Source organism: Paraburkholderia sp. GAS448 (assembly GCF_050435685.1).
GTDB lineage: Bacteria > Pseudomonadota > Gammaproteobacteria > Burkholderiales > Burkholderiaceae > Paraburkholderia.
Genome location: NZ_JBNDKT010000035.1, coordinates 24,558 through 47,975, shown reverse-complemented (window position 1 = coordinate 47,975; position 23,418 = coordinate 24,558). Strand labels below are relative to the sequence as shown.

Below are 23,418 nucleotides of genomic sequence, written 5' to 3'. Positions count from 1 at the left end.
TCTAGAACCGATGCTGGATACCTAGTTGTATGCCTCTAGGGTCGGCACCGGGGTACGCAACCGGAATCCCCCCCGTCGGAGCACTGTTAAGCGTGAAAGTTGCGTGATTGTGATTGTCCAAAAATGCTGCGCTTGCGTACAGGGTGGTACGCTTTGAGACGAAATACCAGTACATCAGCCCAACCTGGTCACCTCCATTGCCCATGCCAGACCTGTCGTGGGCGTGAGCGCCACCGAAGGAAAGCATTGATGAAACGCTGAATTGATAGCTGGCTGATAGCGCAAAAACGTCCTTATCAACTAGACCTGTGATTTTTGCGTTGTGATATGCAGCAAAAACTCGAAGCGGCCCGAATGCGTAGTTGGCCCCGGCGAACAGCGCGTTGAGCGTGGAACTACCTTTGAAGTTGGTAACCCGTTGATAGCCTATTGCAGAATTTAACGACCCGCGACTGTATTCAACGGCGAGGTTATAGGCGGCAATACCGTTATCCGGTTTCGTATTTGCGTCACGCAGACTTACCATGACCTGGCCGGTAAGTCCATGGAAGTTCGGGCTCAGATACGTAATTGCGTTATTTTGTCTTGCCGAGATACTTAAAAAACTGTCCATGCCGGATGCCAACGTGTTGACGGTGAATGCATCAAGCACACCAGTCACCGGTATGTACACGGGCGAGTTCTGTAGTCCGACTCGTACCTCACCCCAGGGAGCAGCCACTCCAACCCAAGCCTGACGGCTAAACGCGAGCGCAGGATTAGATGCGGCGCCAGTGGTAGATGAAATCCCCTGCTCAAGGGTAAATTTTATTTTGTAACCAGCCCCGATGTCTTCCGTACCTATCAAGCCAAATCTAGACCCGTTCAATCCCCCAGAATCCATTCTTACCGTCGCGCCACTTCCAGCATTTGTGACTTCCAAGCTGGTATCGAGGATTCCATAGAGAGTAAGGTTACTTTGTGCCCGAACCTGAGTAGAAGTTAGAAGCAGAGCAATCAACAATCCAGATAAGTATTGCCTCACAAGTATCTCCATACCATGTACTACTGATTATTTTGTTTTATCTCAAAATCGTAACGGGCATCCCGCCACTCATGCAATTGACAGGACCAGGAAAGCTGTGACATCGATCGGTGTCGTGATGCGGGGGCACGATCGACCCAACCGTTGTACGGCCGCACCGCTCGACAGCGATTCACGGCCATGACCGCCAGACTGGCAACGCAAAACGACCCAAAAGTACAGACAATTGAAAGCGGACATGATGAGGAAAAACGCATTCTGGACCTCACGTCTTATTATGGTAATATAGTCCCATTAGCGCATATCGGTGAATACCCGCGGCGTGGTCGGATAGTCCTCGACATGCCTCCCCCCGTCGATAGCGACGACTTGAACGTCGCATGAGAAAGGCATCGGCGACTGCCCCGGAGAGTGGACACGACTGCAATGTGGTGATCACGTCGATTGCCGCCAGGATCGGCTACGCTGGCTAGACGCAGCGCAACTGGCTGCGTCAGGAAAAACGGAATCGGTGCCTGCGGATCGACACCACGACGACACCAGGCATTCGGATCGGGCGTCGTGTACTCGCTCTAAAAATCGCAAGTCGTTTTTCTGAAACCAGGGTCAGCAACATGAGAAAGTCGAGAATTGAAACGGCCGAAACAAGGAAGCGCATCGTCGCAACAGCTTCCAGGGTATTTATAACCAGGGTCTCGGCGCAACAGGCATCGCCGACGTCATGGTTGCTGCCGGCCTGACGCAAGGCGGCTTCTTTCGGCATTTCCGGTCGAAGGGGCAACTGGTTGCCGAAGCCAACGTCGCAGCGTTCGGGCAACTGATGGAGATGTTCGAGCGTGCCATCGTCGGCAAGCCGCCAAGGGAAGCGCTCGATACCATCGTTTCTCTCTATCTTCACCAACTTCAGGGCAAAGACCCGGCGTACTTGTGTCCTTTGGCAAATCTGGGCAGTGAACTTCGGCACGCCGACGAACAGGTCAAGGCGACGACCGTAGACTGCTACGAGCGCCTGGTTCGACTTGTCGCCGAGCAAACGCAGCAGCTAGGTATTGCGGGGCATGCAGACGTCGCCAATGCGATTGTTTCGACGTTGGTGGGTGCAGTGACGCTGTCCCGACTCGCCCCTGATCCAGGCACGGAGGAGACGATCCTGCTGAATACGCAAAAACGTCGTTCGCGTTCTATTGCAGTGTTCGCCACAAGCAAATGTCCCAGCACGTAAGCGTCGGAGTTCGCAAGCAGAGAGTGCATAAACCATTGAGTGCTGATTGGCTGGCCAATCAACACATCTCGTTTAAAGACGCCAGAGCTGCCGCTCCTTTCCATCGTGCCGAAACGCGCCGCCTGGTTTTCCGCGCGCAATGGCCGGCGAGCGGCGAGTCAAAGCGTCACCGACGATTGGCCCGTATCGGCGGGGGAAGCGGACGTCCGCGAGTCTTCTAGTCGGCCAAATCAAGCAACAACTGTCGACGACCGTCTTTCAATATTTCGTCAGCCAAGTCTGGATCAGCGTCAACCACTGCACGCGACAGCATCAAAGTCCCGACCAATCGACTTAAGATCGAAATAGCCTTCCTTCTGCGCTCTCTTTTATTTGTGCCGTTAAGCGCGTCGGCGAGGCAATCAAGATTCGACGCAACCCCATCAGCGTAGGACTTGCGTGCCCCCGCGCTCAGTCGCCGGACGTCGCCGGCGAAGGTCGATACCGGGCAGCCGGAATCAATGTCGCTCCGATGATCGGGGGAGAGGTACAAATCGATCTGACGCTTGATGGGATCCACCCCCATCGCGCTGGACTGTTCGATGGCTGCGACTAGTCGATTTGTGCCGTCCTCCATGGCTTTGTTCATCACCGCTGCCACCAACGCATCCTTCGACTCGAAATGGTTGTAGAAGCCGCCCTGGGTGAAGCCTGCGGCCTTGGTCAGCTCGGTCAGTCCCACCGCATCTACGCCGCGCTCGCGGAAGAGCTTTTCCGCAGCGGCAATGATCGACTGCCGATTTTCATTGGCTTGCTGTCTTGAGACACCCATGAACTGTCCTCCTCGCCTGCGCGTTACTTTTTACCATTTTTCCATAAAACGATGGCGAATGCCATTGACATTGGCGGACCGCGTCATATCATTATCAAATCGATGGTGATCACCATTGTGAAGCACTTTTAGCTCCAGGCGCCCGAACGTTCGGCACCCTGATCCACGAGGCGGTTTATGGGTAAGTTGGCACTGGGAAACCGCATCCTGGCCGACCGGATCGGCGATGAGCTCGACGAGTGGAACGGGGATCAGATTTTCGAGGGTGCAAGCGAATGGATACGGAAACGAAACCAGAGCGCGGCCAGGTGCAAGAAGGCGATGCCCTGCATGGTCGCAAACGGTCCTCGGCCAGGTTGTGGATGACTGCCGGGATAGCGATAGTAGTCATGGGATCTACATGGTTCGCGCACTCGCGTGGCGGAAGCGGTTCCCCTGCGGATACGCGCTCTGCGCAGCTTCCGCAAGTCGCGGTGAGCAAGCCTCTCATGCACGAACTCGATACGCGGCTCGGCTTCCTTGGACAGTTCTCTGCAGTCGACCAGGTCGAACTGCGCGCTCAGGTCGGCGGTACGCTTACGGGCATATACTTCAAGGATGGGGACATCGTCCACAAGGGCGATTTGCTTTTCACCATTGACCCGGTCCCCTATGAGATCAGGCTTGCTCAGGCGAACGCCCAGCTTGAAACGGCGACAGCCCGGCTCGTGCTCGCTGACCAGGAACTGCGCCGGGCGCAGGAACTTGAACGTAACGACGCAGGAACGGCGCAGGACGTCGAACAGCGCACGTCCGACCGGCAGGCCGCCCAGGCTGCACTGGACGATGCGAGGGCTCAGATCCGCGATGCCCGGTTCGATCTCGACCATTGCCATATCACGGCGCCATTCACCGGCCGCATCGGCGCGCATCTTGTTTCGGTGGGTAACCTGATTGCTGGCAGCCGCGCGGCGACCAGCCCAACGACGTTGCTTGCCACGCTTGTCTCGCTTGATCCCATCCATCTGGATTTCGATATGAGCGAGTCCGATTTCCAGACTTTTTCCCGATATCAGACGCATCTCAAGGGTACGCCGGTTGAGAAAGTCGAGCTTGCGCTCGGCAGCGAAAAAGGATTCACGCGGCAAGGCGACCTCGACTTCATAAACAACGTACTCGACCGGTCGAGTGGGACGATTCATGCCCGGGCTACGGTGCCGAATCCCGACCTTCTCCTGACCCCGGGGGAGTTTGCCCGCGTAAGGCTGGTTGTTGCTCATCCTGTGCCGACGTTGCTCATACCGGACGCCGCGGTGGTGCCGGATCAATCCCAACACGTTGTCATGACCGTCTCCTCCGACGGCACCGTCGCGCCCAGGCAGGTCGAGATTGGCGACATTCGTGGTGGTCTGCGGGTCATCCGGTCCGGCCTCACAACGAATGACCGCGTGATCGTGGATGGGCTGCCATACGCAGCGCCCGGAGCAAAGGTCACGACGCGGGACGACACGATCCGTTATGCCGCCAGTCAGGACTAGGATCGAGCCCAAACCATGCGCATTGCTCATTTCTTCATTGACCGCCCACGCTTCGCCACTGTTGTAAGCAGTTTTCTGACGCTGATGGGACTCGGTGCGATGTTCGTTCTTCCGGTCGCGCAGTATCCGGAAATTGTCCCGCCGACCGTGCAGATCACGACGTCCTATCCAGGTGCCTCCGCGGAAACCATTGCACGCACCGTAGCGACGCCGCTCGAGCAGCAGATCAATGGCGTCGAGAACATGCTCTACATGAGCAGCCAGTCGACCGGCGACGGAAAGCTTACGGTCACTGTGACATTCCGGATCGGTACCGACCTGAACGTCGCACAGATGCTCACGCAGAACCGCGTGCAGGACGCATTGCCGCGACTGCCTGAGGATGTCCAGCGTCTGGGCGTGCAGGTGAGAAAGGCGACACCCAGCATACTTCTGGCCGTTCACCTGTACTCGCCAGACAAGACGCACGACACGCTGTACCTCTCGAACTACGCAACCTTGCACGTGAAGGACACGCTCGCGCGGCTGCAAGGCGTTGGCGACGTACAGTTCCTTGGCGCACGCGAGTACGCCATGCGCATCTGGCTCGACCCTGACAAGGTGGCCGCAAACTATCTCACCGCCAGCGAGGTACTGGCGGCATTGCGTGCCCAGAACCTGCAGGTCTCGGCCGGTATCCTGAATCAGCCACCGGCGCCCGGGAGCCAAGCGTTTCAGATCAACGTCGAGGCACTGGGTCGGCTCTCCACGCCCCAGCAATTTGCCGATGTCGTCGTGAAATCCGACAACCAGGGACGCGTGACGCGCATACGCGACATTGGCCGCGTCGAGGTTGGCGCAGCCGACTATGGTTCTACGTCCTTTATGGATCGCAGCGACTCCACGCCCCTGCTGATCTACGCCGAGCCTGGCGCGAACTCGCTTGCGGTCGAGCATGAAGTCCTGTCCGCCATGCAGGTTCTGAAGCAGGACTTCCCCCAGGGGGTGGATTACAAGATCATCTACGATCCCACCACCTTCATCGGCCAATCGGTCGACGAGGTGGTCGTTACCATCTTCGTCGCGATCCTGTTGGTTGTCGGCGTCGTCTTTCTGTTCCTCCAGAACTGGCGAGCAACGATTATCCCGGTCGTTGCGATCCCGGTCTCTCTGCTCGCGTCATTCATCGTTCTCGCGGCGTTCGGGATATCGGTCAACAACCTGTCTCTATTTGGCCTCGTGCTGGCGGTCGGCATTGTGGTCGATGATGCGATCGTTGTGGTCGAAAACGTCGAACGTAACATGCGCTCCGGCATGTCCCCGACGGAAGCCGCCCACAGGACCATGGACGAAGTGGGCGGGGCCCTGCTCTCGATTGCGCTGGCGTTGTGCGCCGTCTTCGTCCCGTCTGCTTTCCTGAGTGGTATCTCCGGTCTGTTCTTTCGTCAGTTCGCGGTTACGATCGCCGCGTCGACGGTCATTTCCTGCTTCGTGTCGTTGACCCTCAGCCCTGCCCTTTGCGCAGCGCTCTTCAAGACGCAGGAGCCGCATGATGCCTCGCGCGCCCGCCCCGCACAGCGTCTGCTTCATGCGGGTTTCGATCGCTTTAACCGTGGCTTTGCCAGGTTGTCGGTCGGGTATGGGAATCTGACCCGTCGTCTCGTTCGCGGACTGACTGTTGTTCTCGTCAGCTACGTCGCACTCGTCGGTATCGCCGGCCTGGAGTTTTCGCGCACGCCGACCGGTTTCATTCCTGAGCAGGATCAGGGCTACCTGATCACCGTCGTTCAGCTTCCGCCCGGCGCCTCGCTGGACAGAACCGAGAAAGTGGTCCGCAAGGCAATCGACATCATCCTGACGACGCACGGTGTTGAGCACGTTGCCCCGTTCGTAGGGCTTGACGCCACGACGTTGACCGTGGCTTCGAACTCCGGAACGATCTTCTCCAGCCTGCCGTCGCTCTATCACCACTCCATGCCCGGCGTGACGGCGAACACGGTATTAGCCGACCTGCACAAGCGCCTGTCCATGATCAAAGACGCCTATGTGCTGACCATCCCGCCGCCTCCGGTGCAAGGTCTCGGCAACTCGGGCGGGTTCAAGATGATGCTGGAGGATCGTGCCGGGCTTGGCTCGGCAGCGCTCGTGCATGCCGCGAATGCCCTCGTTGCCGCGGCCAACAAGGATCCGAGCTTCGCCGGCGTGTTCACCCTGTTCAACGCGGGTTCGCCCTCGGTGTTCGCGGATATCGATCGTGTGAAGGCCGAAAAAGTAGGCCTTACGCCGACCGACGTGTTTTCCACGCTGCAGGTCTATCTCGGCTCGCAGTACGTGAATGACTTCAACTATCTCGGCAGAACATACCAGGTCATCGTTCAGGCTGACGGGCAGTTCAGGCGTATCCCGCAGGACATTACCCGTCTGAAGGCCCGCAACCAGTCCGGTGAGATGGTACCGATCGGCACGGTGGCGCAGATGCAGAATCATACGATTCCCTATCGCGTGCCGCGCTACAACCTTTACCCCGCTGCCGAGGTCCAGGGCGTCGCTGCGCCGGGCGTCGCCACCGGTACGGCACTACACCGCATGGAGGGGCTTGCCCATCAAGTCCTTCCGCAGGGTATCGGCTTCGAATGGACCGAGCTGGCTTACCAGCAGCAGCAACGTGGTACCCCGACGCTTCTGGTCTTCGGTGCAGCTGCGCTCTTCGTATTCCTCGTTCTGGTTGCGCAATACGAGAGCTGGAGACTGCCCATGGCGATCGTCCTGATCGTGCCGATGTGCATCCTGGCCTCCGTCACCGGATTGCTTGTGCGTGGCATGCCAATCGATATCCTGGCGCAGATCGGCTTCGTTGTTCTCGTAGGCCTGGCCGCCAAGAACGCGATCCTGATTGTCGAATTTGCCCGCCAGAAGGAGGACGACGGCGCTTCTCCGGTTGATGCCGCCGTACATGCCGCGCGCACGCGCCTGCGCCCCATCCTGATGACGTCCTTCTCCTTCATCCTGGGGGTTGCCCCGCTCGCAGTTGCAACAGGGGCTGGCGCCGAAATGCGGCAGTCGCTCGGAACAGCCGTGCTGTTCGGCATGCTTGGCGTGACCTGCTTCGGGCTTCTCTTCACGCCTGCCTTCTATATCCTCATTCGCAAGTTCAGCCGCGAGGAGCGCGCATGACCGCTACCATTGGCTCCGCATGCCGGCTGCCTGGCGCATTTACGTCGCTTTGTTCAACAAGCGTCCTTCAGCGCCAGGAACACGCCGGTGTGTGCCATGCGACTGGCACCACCAAAGCGGTTAATGAAACGCGACAATATCTCGCGCTGGAGACGCTCGGGCCGTCGCAACACAGAAAGCCGCGAAATGTGGTGGGGGCCATGGCAGCCAGTCTGGTCCTCAGCGTCGGCATAACCGCCTGTGCCGTGGGGCCGGACTATGTGGCGCCCACCACAAATCTCGCACCGTTCCACAATCGCGTTGAGGCCAACGCCCAGCATGCGACGATACCCGCCCCCCACCTCGACACGTGGTGGACGGGCTTTAACGACCCGATGCTCGTCGCGGTCGTCGAGCGCGCTCTGGCCCAGAACCTCGATCTTGCCGCCGCGTTTGCCCGTGTCCAGCAGGCCAGGGCGTCGGCGTCCGCGGCAGGCGCGCAACTTCTGCCGACGATCGATCTCGATGCGACGGGCTCGGCCCTGCATCAAAGCCTTCTCAGCCCGCTCGGGGCGCTCGCAAGCACTTTCCCCGGCTACAGCCGCGATCAACGGGAGTACAACGTGGGTGCCGCGGCAAGCTGGGAAATCGACCTCGCCGGTGGGCTGCGCCGCAGTGCCGCTGCGGCAACCGACGAAGCGCTAGCGGCTCAGGCAGAGCAACTCGGTACGCGCATCACTGTTGCTGCAGACGCTGCGGATGCATACCTGCAGATCCGGGGATTTCAGGCCCGGCTTGCGGTCGCACAGGACCAGATCGATACGGATGCTCGCCTACTGGAGCTGGTTCAAGTCCGGCGTCGTGCGGGCGCCGCGGACGACAGGCAGATTGCTCAGGCAGAGGCGCTTCTCAAGCAGGCCAGGTCGACTGTTCCCACGTTGCGCACGGCGCTGGAAGCGCAATTGAACCGTCTCGACGTGCTGATGGGCGCCCAGCCGGGAACCTACGCGCAGGAGCTGGCCGGACCAGGCGCAATTCCCGCCATTCCCGCGATCGGAGATAACGATCAGCCGCTGGATGTCCTGCGACGCCGCCCAGACATCGAGGCAGCCGAGCGGCGGCTTGCGGCCTCCAACGAGCGAATCGGTGCCGCGATCTCGGATTACTACCCGAAGATCTCACTTTCTGGTGCGCTTGGCTTCGACAGCAATAGCGCTAACCACCTCTTTACCGCGAGGGCGTTCCAGTCCGTCGGGACAGGAGCGCTGCGGTGGCGCCTGTTCGATTTCGGCAAGGTCGACGCCGAGGTCGCTCAGGCGCGCGGCGCCAACGCCGAGGCGCTTGCCCTGTATCGCCAGACGGTCCTGAAAGCCGCCGAAGACGTCGAGAACGCATTCATGGCGCTTGCGCAAACGGAAGCGCGCCGTCAGGAACTGCAGGATGAAGTTGGCTCACTGACGCGCGCACGCGATCTGTCGGAGCGCGCCTACAAGGCAGGCGCCATCACGCTCACCGACGTACTGGACGCGGATCGTCAACTGCTCGTGGCGCGTGACGATCTGGACAGTACTCGGGCAGATGCGGCGCGCGCAGCCGTGAGCGCATTTCGCGCGCTCGGTGGTGGGTGGGATTTGCCCGCTGATCCTCGGGTTGCAAGCGGCAGCCCAAGTGCGCCGGTTCGGGCCAGGTAGGATGCGGAATCTGGATGCCCTGACGCGCGGCATTCAGGAAGTGGTTATTAGCGGCGAAGGGTGTTGGGTAAAGCAGTCGCTTTCAAGGGCGGACGCGGAATACCTGACCGTGGCGAGACGGCCTGAGTGTGGTGAACAGGCACCGCTGACACGCGGGGCCGTTCCCTCCGCCTGTCAGGGAACACGAGCTCCCTATCGCATGCGGCCCCCCACTGCAACGCGACCGTCTATCCGGCGTCCGCTGCAAAGCGATCGTATTCGCAAGGCTCAGGGAAAGTCTCAAACCCCTAGGTGACCCGTTACAGGTCGTCTTCAACCTGCACCGCTGATCGCTTCAAATTGAAAAAATTCAGAGACGATATCTATTCTGACGCCGGGGGATGGTGGCTGCGGGCGGATCACGAGTACGCAATGGCTGAGAATGTGCCGGCGGCTGCGGACTAACGGATGACCGTTGGACCTCGGAAGCCGCCGTTGACGTCGAGGTAGCTCCGACGGCCGGAGAGGGTCGGCAAGGAGGATTCGATTTTCTCGACAGCGGCCATTCGCGACCGACAATATTGAACGGTCGCGAACGACGGGAATGGCCGATCAAGGAACGTTCGTCTTTTGCAGTCCAGTGACCGTTTGCAGATGCTGACCCGACGTCTGAACGTCAAACCGATGGTATGCGCGAATAACGCCTCGTGGCCGCTCTCTTCCCGATGTCTATTGACATAGGCTCGATCTGACATGGAGTCCAGGTTGCGAAGATCGAGGCGCGAGCAAGTCAACTCTCAATAGACTATGTCATCCTAATTTGTTATCCAGCGACAATCAGGAGTGTGATCAGGAGCCGGAACACCCGTGAAATCGAACTACTGACATATCGGCGTCACAGCAATCAGGCCCCCTGTCACTCGGTTCCAGATACCGTCACGTATACCGGCAACGCCTCTGACGGTATCAAGCAGACCTCTGCACAGGCTGCCCGCGTATACCGTCAGAAATACCGTCAAACTGGGCCCGCTGCAACCGGAAGGGTACAGATTGAAATGACAAAAACCCTCATATTTATCAATCAGTTAGCGCCCTATTCTCGCGAATTTAGAGCTTCCGCGAATAATCTGATACGAAACGTATGTCATTGATTTTAAATATGATTTTTAGCACGCCTACTCCCACTCTATTATCTTTTGCATCGGAATGTCATTGAATTTAAAGGCTTTTCTTTAATGCACTGGGTCTGATACCGTCAAGTATACCGTCACCGGAAATGCACTGAAAAAATCGCCCTCGCCCCCGGCCTGCCGGAGTGTTTCCTGTTGGTCCAGCACGTTCCCGCAGCAAGCTTGCACACATTATCGACGCCACTGTTATGCCGCAGTGCAGCCGCCGCGCCCGCCTCCCCTCACCTGAACGTGCGTCCGTCCGGATCCCATCGCTCACCTTTAACTGCACCGACGTGGGTCAACCTGCTTTCCTCTCACTCATGGCGACTCGTAACCGTCCCAGCGACACTTCGATGGCAGTTATCAGGTCACACCGGCCATTCGCCTAGACACGTCGGCCGACGGGTGCTCGGCCAGTCCGGCCGTTCGAGCACCCATCTATTTCACTCTTTTTGAACGACCGCTTTCAGAGAAATCGAACAGGCGCTATCGACCCGAACCGGCCCCTCGAGCGGACACCAAGTCGATGGCAGCTTTCAGGCATGAAGCGGACCTTGCGGGCGTCTGGTTCGGTGCAGTGACCGACTGAACACCGAAGGCGCCGGCCAGTGCGTAAGCCGAGGTGTCGCGCGCCAGTTCGGCTTTTTGCCGATCAAAGCGTCCGGGGGCGTCCTCCCGCTTGACGCCGTATCGGACGCTGACGCCGATCTGCGGGTCCGGGATGCTGACATCGGCGCTGGTCCAGCCCGCCACCGCGTCGCTGTTGCGGCCACCGCGCCGAAACCGCCGGGATGCCCGTCTCGCTGAACAAGCCAGCTCCAGCAGTTGCTCGATGCGTTCGCGCGCGTTCAGGTTGCCGCTCGCGCGGCGTACCTCGAGCGTGCCCGCGAGAGCGCAACGCGGACACGCTCGTCGAGCTGGGCGCGTTGTTCTTCGTAGGTGGACAGGCCGAAATCCGCGGCGTTGGTCGCCGGGCTTGCCGGTATGCGTGTGGAGTTCACGCAGATGGCCTTTTTGGCTCCAGCGTCTCATGCAAACGATCGCTGCCTGGCCTGGTCAATGACCATCCGGCACGATCACGGCTCGGCCGATAATTTCGTCACGGCGCAGCTTGTCGAAGACCGCGTCCACCTGACTCAAAGGGTGACGCTCAACGTGGCAAGCAATCCTGCCGCCCTCCGCCAAGGCAAGTAGTTCCATCAGTTCGAGCTTGCTGCCGCCGAACGTCGAACTGATGCAAGCACCGTACGGTAGCCCGTGCGGGCTGAAGTCAATTGAGCCACCGCCGCGGCCGACCACGACGATATGGCCCAGCGGGCGAATCACCTGACGTGCTAGCTGGATGCTCGGATTCACGCCGACGAAATCGAGCACGGCCTGGACGCCGGCTCCAGAGGTGGCGTCGAGAATCTGCCACGCCGTCGTGTCGTCCGCCAGCGTGCCGATGTCGGCACCCATGCTGGTGGCGAGTTCCAGCGCCTGCGGCCTCTGGTCGACGGCGACCACCCGCGCAGCGCAAGTTGCCTTCAAAGCTGCGACTGCCAGATGACCGAGGCCACCGACGCCGATCACCACCACGCTGCTGCCCGGTGTGAGCAACGGAAGGACGCGCTTGACCGCGTGATACGAACTCAAGCCGGCGTCCGTCAGCGGCGCCGCCTGCCACGGCGCGAGCGAACGCAGCGGCACGATGGCGCCGACAGGCGCGACAACGTACTCGGCCATGCCACCGTCCAGCCCCATGCCAACCTGTTTGCCGCGGCTGCGGCAATAGTTGTTCCAGCCCTGGGCGCACAGAATGCATTGCCCGCAACCAGCGATCGTGAGCGCGCACGGCTGACCGACGTCGAGACCGCGCACGCCCGGCCCCAGCGCTTCGATCCAGCCCGCCACCTCGTGGCCCAGCGTCATCGGCAGTTGAATATCCACGTGCGGCGGAGAGCAGGTCAGATCATCGACCGCATGCAAATCGGAATGACACAAGCCGTTGCCGCCCACCTTGACCAGAACCTGATTCGGACCGGCTGTCGGCTGAGGAACATCCACGAGGCGTGGCTGGGTTTGCCAGTTGAACAGTTGATAGGCTTTCATGGCAATACTTCTTGAGTTGGTACGAATTGTGGCAATGCTCCTTCAGCGCATCGTTCGGCCTCCCGGGCCAAGACGACGGCTCGTTCGCCTGGTACGCGTCTTCGATCCAGGCGCACAGCAACGGCCGCGTCGTCGCAGGTTCGATGATGTCGAGCATACCGAAGCGTTCGGCCGTGCGCAGTGGCGACGAGATTGCATGGTAGTGAGCCTCGAGCTCCAGGCGATGCGCGACCGGATCAGCGGCGGCGGCGATGTCCTGCTTGTATGCCGCGGCGACGCCGCCCTCCACCGGAATCGAACCCCAGCGCGCCGAAGGCCACGCATAGCGGTTCGGCAGCGCAGTGCCCGAGGGCTCCCACGGGCTCAGCATGGCACCGGCGAGCCCCACACAACGGCGCAGCACGATGGCAAGCCACGGCACACCAGACTGTTCGATCGCATGCATGGCCTGCAATGCGGCTGACAGCGTACCTTCACGTTCGGCGTCGGGGCCGGTCATCACGCCCGGCTGGTCGGCCAGGTTGACGATCGGCAGGTGGAAGGTGTCGCACAGGTCGACGAAGCGCGCCATCTTCAAGGCTGCGGCTCGCGTCAGGGCACCGCCCATCACCATGGGATTGTTCGTCATTACGCCCACCGCATGGCCGTTCAGGCGTGCGAGGCAGGTGATGGTCGAGCCGCCGAAGTCGGGCGATATCTCGAAGAGCGATCTCTCATCGAAGATCGCCTTCAGGATCTTGCGCGGCTGGAAGATCTTGCGCCTGTCGGCCGGGATGGCCCGGTTCAGCCATTCGTCGCAGCGATCGACCGGATCCTCGCACGCCACGCGCGGCGGCTGTTCCCACACATTGCCGGGCAGATACGACAGAAAGCGTCGCGCGGCCTGCAGTGCTTCTTCTTCGGTATCGACGGCGAGACTCACCGCGCCGCTGAAGCGGTGCATCGTGTCGTAGCCGCCGAGCGCATCCTTGTCGATGTCCATGCCCAGCGCCTGCTTCACCACCGGTGGACCGCCGGCGAAGACCTGGCTCTTGCCGCGAATCATGATGGAAAGGTGGGCAGAACCAACCCGCACCGCACCCAGGCCTGCGCAGGCGCCCAGCGCGATGCCGACTACCGGCACGGCGCCGAGCAGTTGTGTCATCGGCAGCATGGCATAGCCGGGGATCTTGGTGTGGCCGAGCTTGTCGAGCAGCTTGACGCCGCCGCCGGCGCTGTCGACCATGCGCACGATCGGCAGCTTGTATTCCCACGCGTAGCGATCAGCATAGGTCCATTTCTCCGACACGGAGCCCTCTGACGAGCCCCCGCGGATCGTGAAGTCGTCGGCCGCCACAACCGTTCGCCGCGCGTCGATCTTGCCGATACCGGCGACAGCATTGCTGGGCGTGAAGTGCTCCTGCTTGCGATCCGCACCGTACTTGACGGTACCGGCCAGCATGCCGATCTCGGCGAAGCTGCCGGGGTCGAGCAGGTGATCGATGCGTTCGCGCGCCATGAGCTTGCCTTGCGCGTGATGGCGCGCGACCTGCTCCTCCCCGCCCAGCTCTCGCGCAATCGCGCGGCGCTGCGCCAACTCATGGAAGTCGTCGGCCCATTCGCCTGCAACCGGCAGGGGTGTCTGTGTCGAATTCATTGGGAAATTGCTCCGTCGGGATGGCGCGCCAGCTAGGCGTCGCGCAAGTCATTCGTGGTCACCTTGCCTGCGTGGTTACGCGGCAGCGCATCGACAAATTCGATCACGCGCGGCTTCTTGTAGGCGGCGATCGGCTTGGCGCAAGGTCGCTGCGCCGTTCAATCTGCACAACGCTGAAACTGCGGTCGCGAAACACGACTGCGGGCCGATCACGAAACTGTGCTGCGGCCCAGGACAGGGCATACCTAGCAATTCTTTTGGAACTCATTGGACCCGGTCCTTTGTTCGGATGCAGCGATGCGCAAGCCGGTCTCTGGATCGATCAGAAAGAGTGACGCAGACCGATATTGACCGCGGTGGTGCCCATGCCAGGCGCCACGGGCGCGCCATAGGTGATGGTGGTGGTCGCATTGCCTTTGTTGTTCACGTAGCCGACCTGCGCATAAACCAGCGTGGCTTTGGAAAGGCTGTATTCGGCTCCCGCGGCGATCTCAGTCGACTTGTTGGCCGAGTTATTCTTGTCCTTCATGTAGTACAGCCCGCTCGTGATTTGGAATGCTGGCGTAAAGCGATAGCCGAGCCCGACCGAATACAGGTCCAGGTCGACCAGGTTCGAGTGCGCGGGATTCTTGCCGTTAGTGTACGACGCCGAGACCGAGAAGCTCTTAATGGTGTAAAGCGCCCCCAGATACCACAAGCGATTGTTATCCAACCCGGTTGGGACCGTCGTCGGACCGGGGTTGGTGTCATGACCGTTGTAGTACACCGCCGACAGCTTCAGCCCGTAGTTCGAATACTTCAGCACCGCCGACTCGCGCGTACCACCCTGGAAGCTTCCCGCGACGCCACCCGGCGCGTATTCGAGCGCGCCACTCACGCCGCCGAAGCTCGGCGACTGGTAGACGATCGCATTGCTGTCATACAGCGCGCCGATCGGTCCGTTGGTACTGGTGCCGGGCCAGCCCGCCGCCGTGTTCATGCCCAGCCACGCGGTCAGAATACTGCCGAAGTACTGGCCCGCGCGAACGTCGGTCTCCGCCATCGCGTAGGCCATCGGCACGATCTGGCGGCCCAGGTTGACCGAACCGAATGGGCCGGAAAGGCCGACGGTCGCCACCTGATTGAACTGCGCCGCAACGCCCGGCGTATCAGAGAGGCCGAACTTGCCAGTGCCGCTGTCGAACACACCCTGCAGCTTGAAGTTGACGAAGTAGCCGCCGCCAATGTCCTCGGTGCCCTTCATGCCCCAGAGACTCGAATAGATGCCGCCGTCCTTGTAGCGATAGACCTTCCCGAGGTTCTTCGCCGTCGGGCTGAAGGAGGCCGCCGAGGTGCTCTGATACAGCAGCCCCGAATCAATGACGCCATACAGCGTCACGGACGACTGCGCGTACGCGGATGTTCCGATTGCGGCCAACGCGGCCACAGCGATTCCTTTCAACTTCATTCTGTATCCTAATTAATTTATGTGCTCAACCCGTAACTGCCAGATCCACCTTCACAACGTAATCCGTCGCTGCCATCAAATGACGGCGACGGATAGTGCTCAAACCGCCCACGCAGGCAGTTTTTCAACACCTTGCCAGTAGCACGACGAAACACCGCATCGGCAGACACGACGGCGTTTGGTGTGCGCCATCGGTACCGCTAACAGCATGTTCAGTCGACGCCCAACACCATCACCATGTACGCCGACATGACGAGACCGCCGGCCTGAACCAGACACGATCGCGCATCCTTCACCTGGCGCTCCCCGGCCTCGCCGCGCATCTGCCGGACCGCCTCGATCATCAGCTGCATGCCGAATTGTCCGGAGTGGTTGAACGACAGCCCGCCCCCCGACGTATTGAGTGGGAATGCGCCGCCCGGCGCGATCCGGCCGTCGCGCACAAACGCGCCCGCCTCGCCCGGCGCGCAGAAGCCCAACGCCTCCAGGCCGTGCAAGACGTTGATCGTGAACGCATCGTAGATCTGCACGACGTCAAGGTCGCTGCGGCTCGTCTGCGCCATCGCAAGTGCGTTGGCACCGCACGTCGCGAGCACACCGTCGTCGAGCCAGTCGTTGCTGCGTAGCGGCGTCGTATGGTGCAGGTAGGCGTCGTCAAAGCCGCGCACGACGACTGGACGGTGCTTCAGGTCGCGGGCGCGGTCTGCGCGCGTCACGATCATCGCTCCGGCGCCGTCGGTCACCTGACAGATGTCGTACTTGCGCAGCGGGTCGGACACCATCGGCGCAGCGAGGTACGCCTCCATCGTCAGGTCCTCACGCGCTGCCGCGTTCGGATTCATCTGTGCCCATTTGCGGGCAGCCAGCGCGACTTCGCCAAAGTCCTCCGGCTTCGTGCCGTAACGATGCATGTGCAGTTGGGCCTGCATCGCGTAGAAACCGATCGGACTCAGCATTCCATAGGGCTGGATGAACTGTCCGTTGGGCGAGCGTGGGTCGGTAGCCTGGCCTCCCGCCCGCCGGCTGCGGTCCAGCCGCTGCGTGCTGCCGTAGGTGATCAGCGCCACGTTGCACAGGCCGGCCTCGATGGCGCCGATCGCGTGCACGAGGTTCGTGATGTTCGACTGGCCGCCCACCAGGGTGCTGTCAACGTAGCGTGGCTTCAGGCCGAGGTATTCGGTAACCAGCAGCCCGGCCGCGCGGTCGTCCCAGTAGGCGAACACGCCATCGATGTCGTGCGGCGCGAGGCCGGCATCGAGCATCGCGCCGCGCGCGGAGCGGCATTGCAGGCTGAGCGCCGTGTCTCCGGGGCCGGCCTTGCCGAGTCCAGCCTCGTCGATGCCGACGATCGCATATTGGTGAGCGAGTGCATGCTTCTTCATCGCCGCCTACCTCTTCGCGCCGAACTGCGAGCGGATGTCCTTCTTGAGCACCTTGCCGACCGTACTGCGCGGCAGCGTTTCCCAGAACACCACATCCTTGGGGGCCTTGGTGCTGCCCAGGCGCTGCCTGCACATCGCAATCAGGTCGTCGGCGCTGACCGACTGGCCGGGCTTGAGTTCGACCACCGCGGTGACGCGCTCACCCCAGTCTTCGTCGGGGATGCCGACCACGGCACAGTCTTGCACTGCTGGATGCCCCCAGATCACCTGTTCGATCTCGCCGGGATAGATGTTGAACCCGCCGGAGATGATCATGTCCTTCTTGCGGTCGACGATGTACAGGTAACCGTCAGCGTCGAACTCTCCGATATCGCCGGTGTGATGCCAACCGAACTGGTGCGCATCGGCATTGGCCTGCGGGTTGTTGAAGTACCCCGGCGACACCAATTCGCCCTTGGCCACGATCTCGCCGCGCTCGCCCACGCCGACGATGCGCCCGTCGTCATCCATCAGCGCCACTTCGCAGGCGCCCGTTGGCCGCCCCGCCGAGCTTAGGCGCTTAAGGTGCCTCGGATCGTCGCCGACGGCATGGTCAGAGCGCGACAGGCAGGTGATAACGCCCGGTACTTCTGCCTGTCCGTAGGCCTGGAAGAACACCGGCCCCCACAAGGCCAGCGCCTCGCGCAGCTTCTCGACCGACATCGGCGCGGCGCCGTACATCACGCATTCGAGCGACGAAGCATCGCGACGGCTGGCGTCCGGATGCGCGAGCAACCGGTAGATCATGGTCGGCGTGAGGAACAGGTGCGTGACCTTCTCGCGCTCAATCGCCTCGAGGATGCCGCCGGCGTCAGGCGTCGGCGTGAGCACGTTGCGTGCGCCGAAGATCGCCATCGCCATCGTCGTCGCGCCCGCGGCGTGCGTAAGCGGCGCCACCACAAGATGCACGGGGTCCTTCCCGGGCACGGAAAACTGGTTCTGGATGCGGTATGCCGTCAGCAGCGAGCGATGGGTCTGCATGATGGCCTTGGGCCGTCCGGTGGTGCCGCCGGACGACTTGATCTGCGCGACAGCGTCGAGCGGCTTGCGCACCGCGACGCGGCGGCCCGCGTGGGCGCGGTTCCAGCCGGCGATGCACGGCCCGCCTTCCTCAACTGGCTCGTCGAGGCCGATCACGACCTTCAGCGTCGGTACGCCTTCGCGAATGCGCGCCAGGTGCGGTGCGAACTGCGCGTGGCACACGAGCGCCCTCACCTCGGTGAAATGCATGAACCAGATCAGGTCGTCGATGGCGTCGCGCCCGTTCAGCGGCACATAAGTGGCGCCGGAGCGAAGGATACCGAGCATCGCGACGAAGCCGATCAGATTATTCGGCGTCAGGATACCGACATGGGCGTCGCCGAGGCCGAGTTCGCCGAGAGCGAAGGCGACCGCATGCGAATCGCTCTCCACCTCCCGGTAGGTGAGCCGGGTGTTCGAATCCTGGAGGCAGACGCGGTCGGGAAACTTCACCGCGCCGGCATCGAACGAGTCTGTAATCATGAAGCCACCGAAAGTTTGAATTGAGGAAGCGTGATGTCGTCGCTGACCGACTCGAACACCACTTCGACCGGCGCGCCGACGCCGAGCTGATCCAGGTCGGAATCGACGATCTGAGTGAGCATGCGAACCCCCTCTTCCAGGTCGATCATCGCGATCGCGTAAGGCACCTTGTCGGCCATCGCCGGGTTCGCGGCAATGCGGCAGATCGTGTAGGTGTAGATTCGTCCCCGGCCACAGGCGTCAATCCATTCCATGTCGTCGCACAGGCAGGCGGTGCAGAACGGTCGGGGGTAGAACTGATGCCGTGCACAGGCGGTGCAGCGCTGTATCGCGAGCCTGCCCGCCCTGGCTGCATCCCAGAACGGCGCGGTCTCCGTGGTCGGTTGGGGCAGCGGCCGGCTCATGTGCGGGCTCCAAAGGTCGCGCCAGTGACCTGGACGCGTCGTCGAATCCGTGCGAGGCCTGCGACCAGATCGGCGAGCGGATTGCGCACGCTGAACTCGTCGCCGTTACCCGTGGGTGCCAGGCCGTCGATCTTCTCGTCGCCGTACATATAGCGCAGCAGCATGCCGTCGTCGTCCAGCTTCGGGTAGCGCTTGCGAAGGCCCGGCACCACCGGCTCGAGCGGCGGCGGTGTGAGCGCGACATCGCGGGAGCCGTTCTGGAGGATGCGGTCCTTGACGTCGGGATCCACGGGCAAGGGCAACTCGCCGAAATAGCCGCAGACATACTTCTTCACTTCGTCAGGCACCACCTTATAGCGCTCGTTGTTGAGGACGTTCATCACCGCCTGGGCGGCCACGATCGCCGGATAGGGCGTGACCATGATCGGCGAGCCGAGTTCGACGCGCACGCGGCCAATCTCTTCGAGCACCGCAGGCAGCTTGTCGGCGATCCCGGCTTGCCTGAGTTGCGATTCCAGATTGCTCATCGCGCCGCCCGCGTACTGGGTGACGTAGTGACTGGGTTCGTACTCGGCAGGCACCCCGACCGGTTGCTGCTCCCGTTGCGCCACTGCGCCGAGGTAGTCCCCGACCTCGTCGAGCAAGCCGTCGTTGACCACGACATCAAAGCCAATCTCGCGCAGATTGCGCGCAATCATCTGGCTGGCCGGCAGCGAGTTGCCGTTAGCCAGCGGATCGACTGCCGTCAGGATGCTGTCCGCGCCGTGCACGGCGGCCTCGATCGCGAGCCATGGCCCGAGCCCGGTCAGGCAGTGGGTGTTGAATTCCAGCCGTTTGTCGCCGATCGCCTGCTTCAACGCCGGCACGAGCGTGCGGACCCGGTCGATCGTGAGAATGCCGGCCGCATCGCCGAGCGCGACAACCTGTACGCCGAAACGCTCGACGCCTTCGCGCGCTTTCCTCGCATACAGCGCGTCATCATAGCCGGGCGCGATGTTGTAGCCGAGGCCGAGCGTCACATTGGCGCCGAGCCGATGCGCCGTGCCGATACTCGAGGCGAGATTGTCCGAACACAGCAAGGCATCGAATACTGCAATTTCGCGGATGCCGTTGGCGATCTGCCGTTCGACAAAGAGGTCGGTGATGTCGTCGGCCACCGGAAAGAAACCGCGCATCAGGTTGCTACGAACGGCGCCACGCATCGGCGTGCAAGTGATCCGCTCACGCAGCAGGCGGATGCGCTCGAACGGGTCCTGGTTCAGGAACAGCACGCTCGCATCGAACTGGACCAGCGCGATCGTCTGCATCGAGACGAAGCCGGCCTGGTCCATGCGTTCGGCGATAGGCAGCATGTGCTCAGTGCGCATGCGGGTGGCCCACAGGCATTGCTGGGCATCGCGCAACGTGTCGTCTGTCAGGTGGATGGTGCGGCGCTTGCCAGTGCGCGCGGTCTGAGCCGCGACGAGACTCTTCAGGTGTTCGAACATTGAGGCTACTCCTTGCACTGGTGAAGGCGGATATCGACGCCCGGGCCCGTCACGCTCAGGAATGCGTAACGCTGCGAGCGCTGGACCAGCCCAAGCGCCAGGCGGTCCCAGGGTGAGGCCGGCCGATAAGTCAGTTCGGCGGCGCTCGACGCACGGGGCAGTGACGACGGGTTTGCCGCGAAAGCATGCGCCAGCAGGCGCAAGGCATCATCAAGCAGAGGCATCGAGCGGCGGATGTCCTCGAGGCTCTTGCATTCAATCTTCTCCAGCGCTCCGACGCGTTGCTGCAGTCCGCGATCGACTGCGTCATCGAGCGGCCCGTAGGCGCCGAGCAGGATGCGGCGCAGGCCGGGCTGAAGCTCGGCATAGCGCGCCATGCCGCTGAAGTGCTGCCACGCCTGGGCCGCGATGGGCCCGGCGAACGGCGCGACCATCGGCGGGTTCCCGACCTCGGCGCGCACGCGAGCGCATTCCTCGGCGAACGCGTGCAGCCCGGCAAGTTGACCGGACTGGGCCAACGCGTCCATCGCCTGCGCCGCGATTTCTCCCGGCAACTGGTGGACATAGGGCCCCACGTCGAACACCCAGGGTGCACCCGCCGGCAAGCCCTCAGCGTCGGCAATCCGCGCCAGCTCCGCGTCGGCTTCGGCAACACCGGCCATGTCCGGAACCTCGGCGTCGACGCCGAGCAGTGCGAGCGAGCGCACCAGTCTCGTCATCGACGGCACCGATGCGCCGTTGGCCACGTACGGCAGTGCCGTGTCGATGCCCGCCACGCCTAGGCGCACCGCTTCGATGACGACCTGCGGTGCGAGCGCCGTCTGGCAACGCGTATGCAATTGCAACGGCGTTGCCCGCAGCGTCTCAAGCAGCAAGGGGATCAAGGTCGCGATGCGGTCCACCGTCAGCACGCCAGCCTCGTCGCGCAACATCACGCGCTCGGCGCCGTCGGCCACAAGATGCGCGGCCTGCGTGCAGTACCACGCGTCCGTGCGCCGCTCGGCGGCGTCGTACGGCAGCACACCGATGGCGCTGACACCGGCCCGGCGCGCCGCGAGGAACATCGGGCGCAACCGGTCGCGCTGCAAAAGTGGATCGACGATGACCACCTGTGCGATGCCACGCGCGGCGAGCTCGGCGATCCAGGCCGCGCCGACATCGGGCGACAGCACGTCGGCACCGCGGCCTCCGTGTTCGGTCAGGAGGTCGAGGCGTGCGCGCAGTACCAGCGGCCCGGCGCTTCCCCGCAGTGCCGTGACGCGTTGCCAGGGATCCTCGTCGCGGGCAAGGCACTCACGAAATGTAGTGGTGCTGATGACCTCGACCTCAGCGAGGCCGGTTCCCGCCATTCGCGCAAGCGGAAGCTGCGCCATCGCCGTGGTCAGCGCGCCCGACCAGGTGACGGTCTGTCCGTCGGTCAAACTCACATCGGAGAACTGAACGCGCGCGATCATGATTGCACCTCCACGGCCTTGGCCGCCTTCAGCGCCGCCTTGCGGGCCGGAATAAAAGTGTCTTCGACCCAGCGGGTCGTGACCTGGCCCTTCGCAAAATCGTCGTGCTCGAGGACTGCTTCATGGAACGCGATCGTCGTAGCCGGGCCTTCGATGTGGAAGTCGGCCAGCGCCCGGCTCATTCGTGCGATCGCCTCGGCGCGCGTCGGCGCATGGACGATCAGCTTGGCGATCAGCGAGTCGTAGTACGGCGGCACCGCGTAGCCCTCGTGGCAATGCGTGTCGAGCCGCACGCCCTCGCCCGACGGTGGCTGCCACCGATCAATACGTCCAGGCCGCGGCAGGAAATTTTTATCCGGGTCCTCGGCATTGATGCGGCATTCGATCGCGTGACCGTCGAGCACGATGTCCTGCTGACTGAACGACAGCGGCAGCCCACAGGCGACGCGAATCTGCTCGGCCACCAGGTCGCGCCCCGTCACCTCTTCGGTGACCGGGTGCTCGACCTGGATGCGGGTGTTCATCTCAAGGAAATAGAACTTGCCGTCCCTGTCGTCGACCACGAACTCGATGGTGCCGGCCCCGAAGTACCCGACGTTACGCGCGAGGCCCACCGCTGCCTCGCCCATCTGCATGCGCATGTCATTCGACAGGAACGGCGACGGTGCCTCTTCAATAAGCTTCTGGTGCCTGCGCTGGGTCGAGCATTCGCGCTCGCCGAGATGCACGACGTTGCCGTGCTGGTCGCCCATCACCTGGATCTCGATGTGCCGCGCCTTCTCGATGAACTTCTCAACGTAGAGCGTCGCATCGCCAAAGGCCGATTGTGCTTCCGACGATGCCGACTTGAACGCGGCTTCGACCTCGTCGTCGGAGCGCACGACGCGCATGCCGCGTCCGCCGCCGCCCGCGGTCGCCTTCATCAGCACCGGATAACCGATGTCCGCGGCGATCCGGCGCGCGGCTTCAGGGTCGGCCAACGCGCCGGAGCCCGGCACGCGCGGCACGCCGGCCTTGGCGGCGAGGCCCACGGCGGTAATCTTGTCGCCCATCGCGTCGATCGCTTCGGGCGACGGGCCGATGAAGATGAGCCCCGCTTCAGCGCAGGCGCGAGCAAACGCCGGGCGTTCGGAAAGGAAGCCGTAACCGGGGTGCACCGCATCGCAGCCCGATTCTTTCGCAGCGCGTACCAGATTGGCGATCTTGAGATAGCTCTCCGAAGCCGGGGGCGGGCCGAGTACGACGTGCTGGTCGGCGAGGCGCGCGGCCTGGCTTTCGACGTCCGCCTCTGAGAGGCCAGCTACCGTCTCGATGCCGAGGCTGCGGCAGGCGCGAATGATACGCACGGCGATCTCGCCGCGATTGGCGACGAAGACGCGCCGGATGTCGTGCTTGACGACTGGAACCATGAGTGACTCTCCTCGTTT

The 23,418-nt window shown here is 62.2% G+C and carries 16 protein-coding genes; 4 read left to right on the top strand and 12 right to left on the bottom strand.

Annotated elements, in window-relative coordinates; translation table 11 throughout:
- Position 1 precedes the first annotated feature (1 nt).
- Positions 2 to 1,024, bottom strand: coding sequence for a porin (locus tag P3T23_RS37890; RefSeq protein WP_429321179.1), 1,023 nt, complete (start codon positions 1,022 to 1,024; stop codon positions 2 to 4).
- 721 nt (positions 1,025 to 1,745) lie between these two features.
- Between P3T23_RS37890 and P3T23_RS37885 the strand changes: the two genes are divergently transcribed.
- Positions 1,746 to 2,246: a TetR/AcrR family transcriptional regulator gene (locus P3T23_RS37885; protein ID WP_429321178.1), complete on the top strand. Its 501-nt coding sequence runs from the start codon at positions 1,746 to 1,748 to the stop codon at positions 2,244 to 2,246.
- Positions 2,247 to 2,463: 217 nt separating this feature from the next.
- Here the strand turns inward: P3T23_RS37885 and P3T23_RS37880 are convergent, their stop codons facing one another.
- The gene (locus tag P3T23_RS37880) at positions 2,464 to 3,057 is read right to left on the bottom strand and encodes a TetR/AcrR family transcriptional regulator (protein ID WP_429321177.1); all 594 of its coding nucleotides are present in this window, start codon (positions 3,055 to 3,057) and stop codon (positions 2,464 to 2,466) included.
- 473 nt (positions 3,058 to 3,530) lie between these two features.
- On the opposite strand from P3T23_RS37880, the gene P3T23_RS37875 reads away from it, so the two are divergent.
- From P3T23_RS37875 to P3T23_RS37865, 3 genes are all read left to right on the top strand, one after another.
- The gene (locus P3T23_RS37875) at positions 3,531 to 4,574 is read left to right on the top strand and encodes an efflux RND transporter periplasmic adaptor subunit (RefSeq protein WP_429321176.1); all 1,044 of its coding nucleotides are present in this window, start codon (positions 3,531 to 3,533) and stop codon (positions 4,572 to 4,574) included.
- Positions 4,575 to 4,589: 15 nt separating this feature from the next.
- Positions 4,590 to 7,727 (top strand): efflux RND transporter permease subunit, encoded by a 3,138-nt coding sequence (locus tag P3T23_RS37870; protein WP_429321175.1) that lies wholly within the window; start codon positions 4,590 to 4,592, stop codon positions 7,725 to 7,727.
- A gap of 200 nt (positions 7,728 to 7,927) precedes the next feature.
- The gene (locus P3T23_RS37865) at positions 7,928 to 9,397 is read left to right on the top strand and encodes an efflux transporter outer membrane subunit (RefSeq protein ID WP_429321174.1); all 1,470 of its coding nucleotides are present in this window, start codon (positions 7,928 to 7,930) and stop codon (positions 9,395 to 9,397) included.
- Between the two features lie 1,999 nt (positions 9,398 to 11,396).
- On the opposite strand, the gene P3T23_RS37860 is transcribed toward P3T23_RS37865, so the two are convergent.
- The 10 genes from P3T23_RS37860 to accC all read right to left on the bottom strand — a co-directional run bounded on the left by P3T23_RS37860 (position 11,397) and on the right by accC (position 23,400).
- Entirely contained in the window at positions 11,397 to 11,549 is a 153-nt protein-coding gene (locus tag P3T23_RS37860) for a hypothetical protein (RefSeq protein WP_429321173.1), read from the bottom strand.
- A 55-nt stretch (positions 11,550 to 11,604) separates the two neighbouring features.
- Positions 11,605 to 12,546, bottom strand: coding sequence for an alcohol dehydrogenase catalytic domain-containing protein (locus P3T23_RS37855; protein WP_429321218.1), 942 nt, complete (start codon positions 12,544 to 12,546; stop codon positions 11,605 to 11,607).
- Positions 12,500 to 14,275: an acyl-CoA carboxylase subunit beta gene (locus P3T23_RS37850; RefSeq protein WP_429321172.1), complete on the bottom strand. Its 1,776-nt coding sequence runs from the start codon at positions 14,273 to 14,275 to the stop codon at positions 12,500 to 12,502. The genes P3T23_RS37855 and P3T23_RS37850 overlap by 47 nt, the downstream gene beginning before the upstream one ends.
- 322 nt (positions 14,276 to 14,597) lie before the next feature.
- The gene (locus tag P3T23_RS37845; RefSeq protein ID WP_429321171.1) at positions 14,598 to 15,722 is read right to left on the bottom strand and encodes a porin; all 1,125 of its coding nucleotides are present in this window, start codon (positions 15,720 to 15,722) and stop codon (positions 14,598 to 14,600) included.
- 212 nt (positions 15,723 to 15,934) lie between these two features.
- Entirely contained in the window at positions 15,935 to 17,104 is a 1,170-nt protein-coding gene (locus P3T23_RS37840; RefSeq protein WP_429321170.1) for a thiolase C-terminal domain-containing protein, read from the bottom strand.
- Between the two features lie 6 nt (positions 17,105 to 17,110).
- Entirely contained in the window at positions 17,111 to 18,616 is a 1,506-nt protein-coding gene (locus P3T23_RS37835) for a class I adenylate-forming enzyme family protein (RefSeq protein WP_429321169.1), read from the bottom strand.
- Positions 18,617 to 18,642: 26 nt separating this feature from the next.
- Positions 18,643 to 19,050, bottom strand: coding sequence for a Zn-ribbon domain-containing OB-fold protein (locus P3T23_RS37830; RefSeq protein WP_429321168.1), 408 nt, complete (start codon positions 19,048 to 19,050; stop codon positions 18,643 to 18,645).
- The gene (locus P3T23_RS37825) at positions 19,047 to 20,537 is read right to left on the bottom strand and encodes a carboxylase (protein WP_429321167.1); all 1,491 of its coding nucleotides are present in this window, start codon (positions 20,535 to 20,537) and stop codon (positions 19,047 to 19,049) included. Before P3T23_RS37825 ends, P3T23_RS37830 begins: the two co-directional genes overlap by 4 nt.
- A gap of 5 nt (positions 20,538 to 20,542) precedes the next feature.
- Positions 20,543 to 21,991 (bottom strand): hypothetical protein, encoded by a 1,449-nt coding sequence (locus P3T23_RS37820; protein WP_429321166.1) that lies wholly within the window; start codon positions 21,989 to 21,991, stop codon positions 20,543 to 20,545.
- On the bottom strand, positions 21,988 to 23,400 hold the full coding sequence (accC, locus tag P3T23_RS37815) for an acetyl-CoA carboxylase biotin carboxylase subunit (RefSeq protein WP_429321165.1): 1,413 nt from the start codon (positions 23,398 to 23,400) through the stop codon (positions 21,988 to 21,990). The genes P3T23_RS37820 and accC overlap by 4 nt, the downstream gene beginning before the upstream one ends.
- Between the last annotated feature and the right edge of the window lie 18 nt (positions 23,401 to 23,418).

Bases quoted from the DNA above. Each gene is read 5' to 3' on its own strand.
- P3T23_RS37820 (WP_429321166.1), bottom strand. From the start codon at position 21,991: ATGATCGCGCGCGTTCAGTTCTCCGATGTGAGTTTGACCGACGGACAG.
- P3T23_RS37830 (WP_429321168.1), bottom strand. From the start codon at position 19,050: ATGAGCCGGCCGCTGCCCCAACCGACCACGGAGACCGCGCCGTTCTGG.
- P3T23_RS37840 (WP_429321170.1), bottom strand. From the start codon at position 17,104: ATGAAGAAGCATGCACTCGCTCACCAATATGCGATCGTCGGCATCGAC.
- accC (WP_429321165.1), bottom strand. From the start codon at position 23,400: ATGGTTCCAGTCGTCAAGCACGACATCCGGCGCGTCTTCGTCGCCAAT.
- P3T23_RS37865 (WP_429321174.1), top strand. From the start codon at position 7,928: ATGGCAGCCAGTCTGGTCCTCAGCGTCGGCATAACCGCCTGTGCCGTG.
- P3T23_RS37870 (WP_429321175.1), top strand. From the start codon at position 4,590: ATGCGCATTGCTCATTTCTTCATTGACCGCCCACGCTTCGCCACTGTT.
- P3T23_RS37850 (WP_429321172.1), bottom strand. From the start codon at position 14,275: ATGAATTCGACACAGACACCCCTGCCGGTTGCAGGCGAATGGGCCGAC.
- P3T23_RS37825 (WP_429321167.1), bottom strand. From the start codon at position 20,537: ATGTTCGAACACCTGAAGAGTCTCGTCGCGGCTCAGACCGCGCGCACT.
- P3T23_RS37845 (WP_429321171.1), bottom strand. From the start codon at position 15,722: ATGAAGTTGAAAGGAATCGCTGTGGCCGCGTTGGCCGCAATCGGAACA.
- P3T23_RS37880 (WP_429321177.1), bottom strand. From the start codon at position 3,057: ATGGGTGTCTCAAGACAGCAAGCCAATGAAAATCGGCAGTCGATCATT.
- P3T23_RS37885 (WP_429321178.1), top strand. From the start codon at position 1,746: ATGGTTGCTGCCGGCCTGACGCAAGGCGGCTTCTTTCGGCATTTCCGG.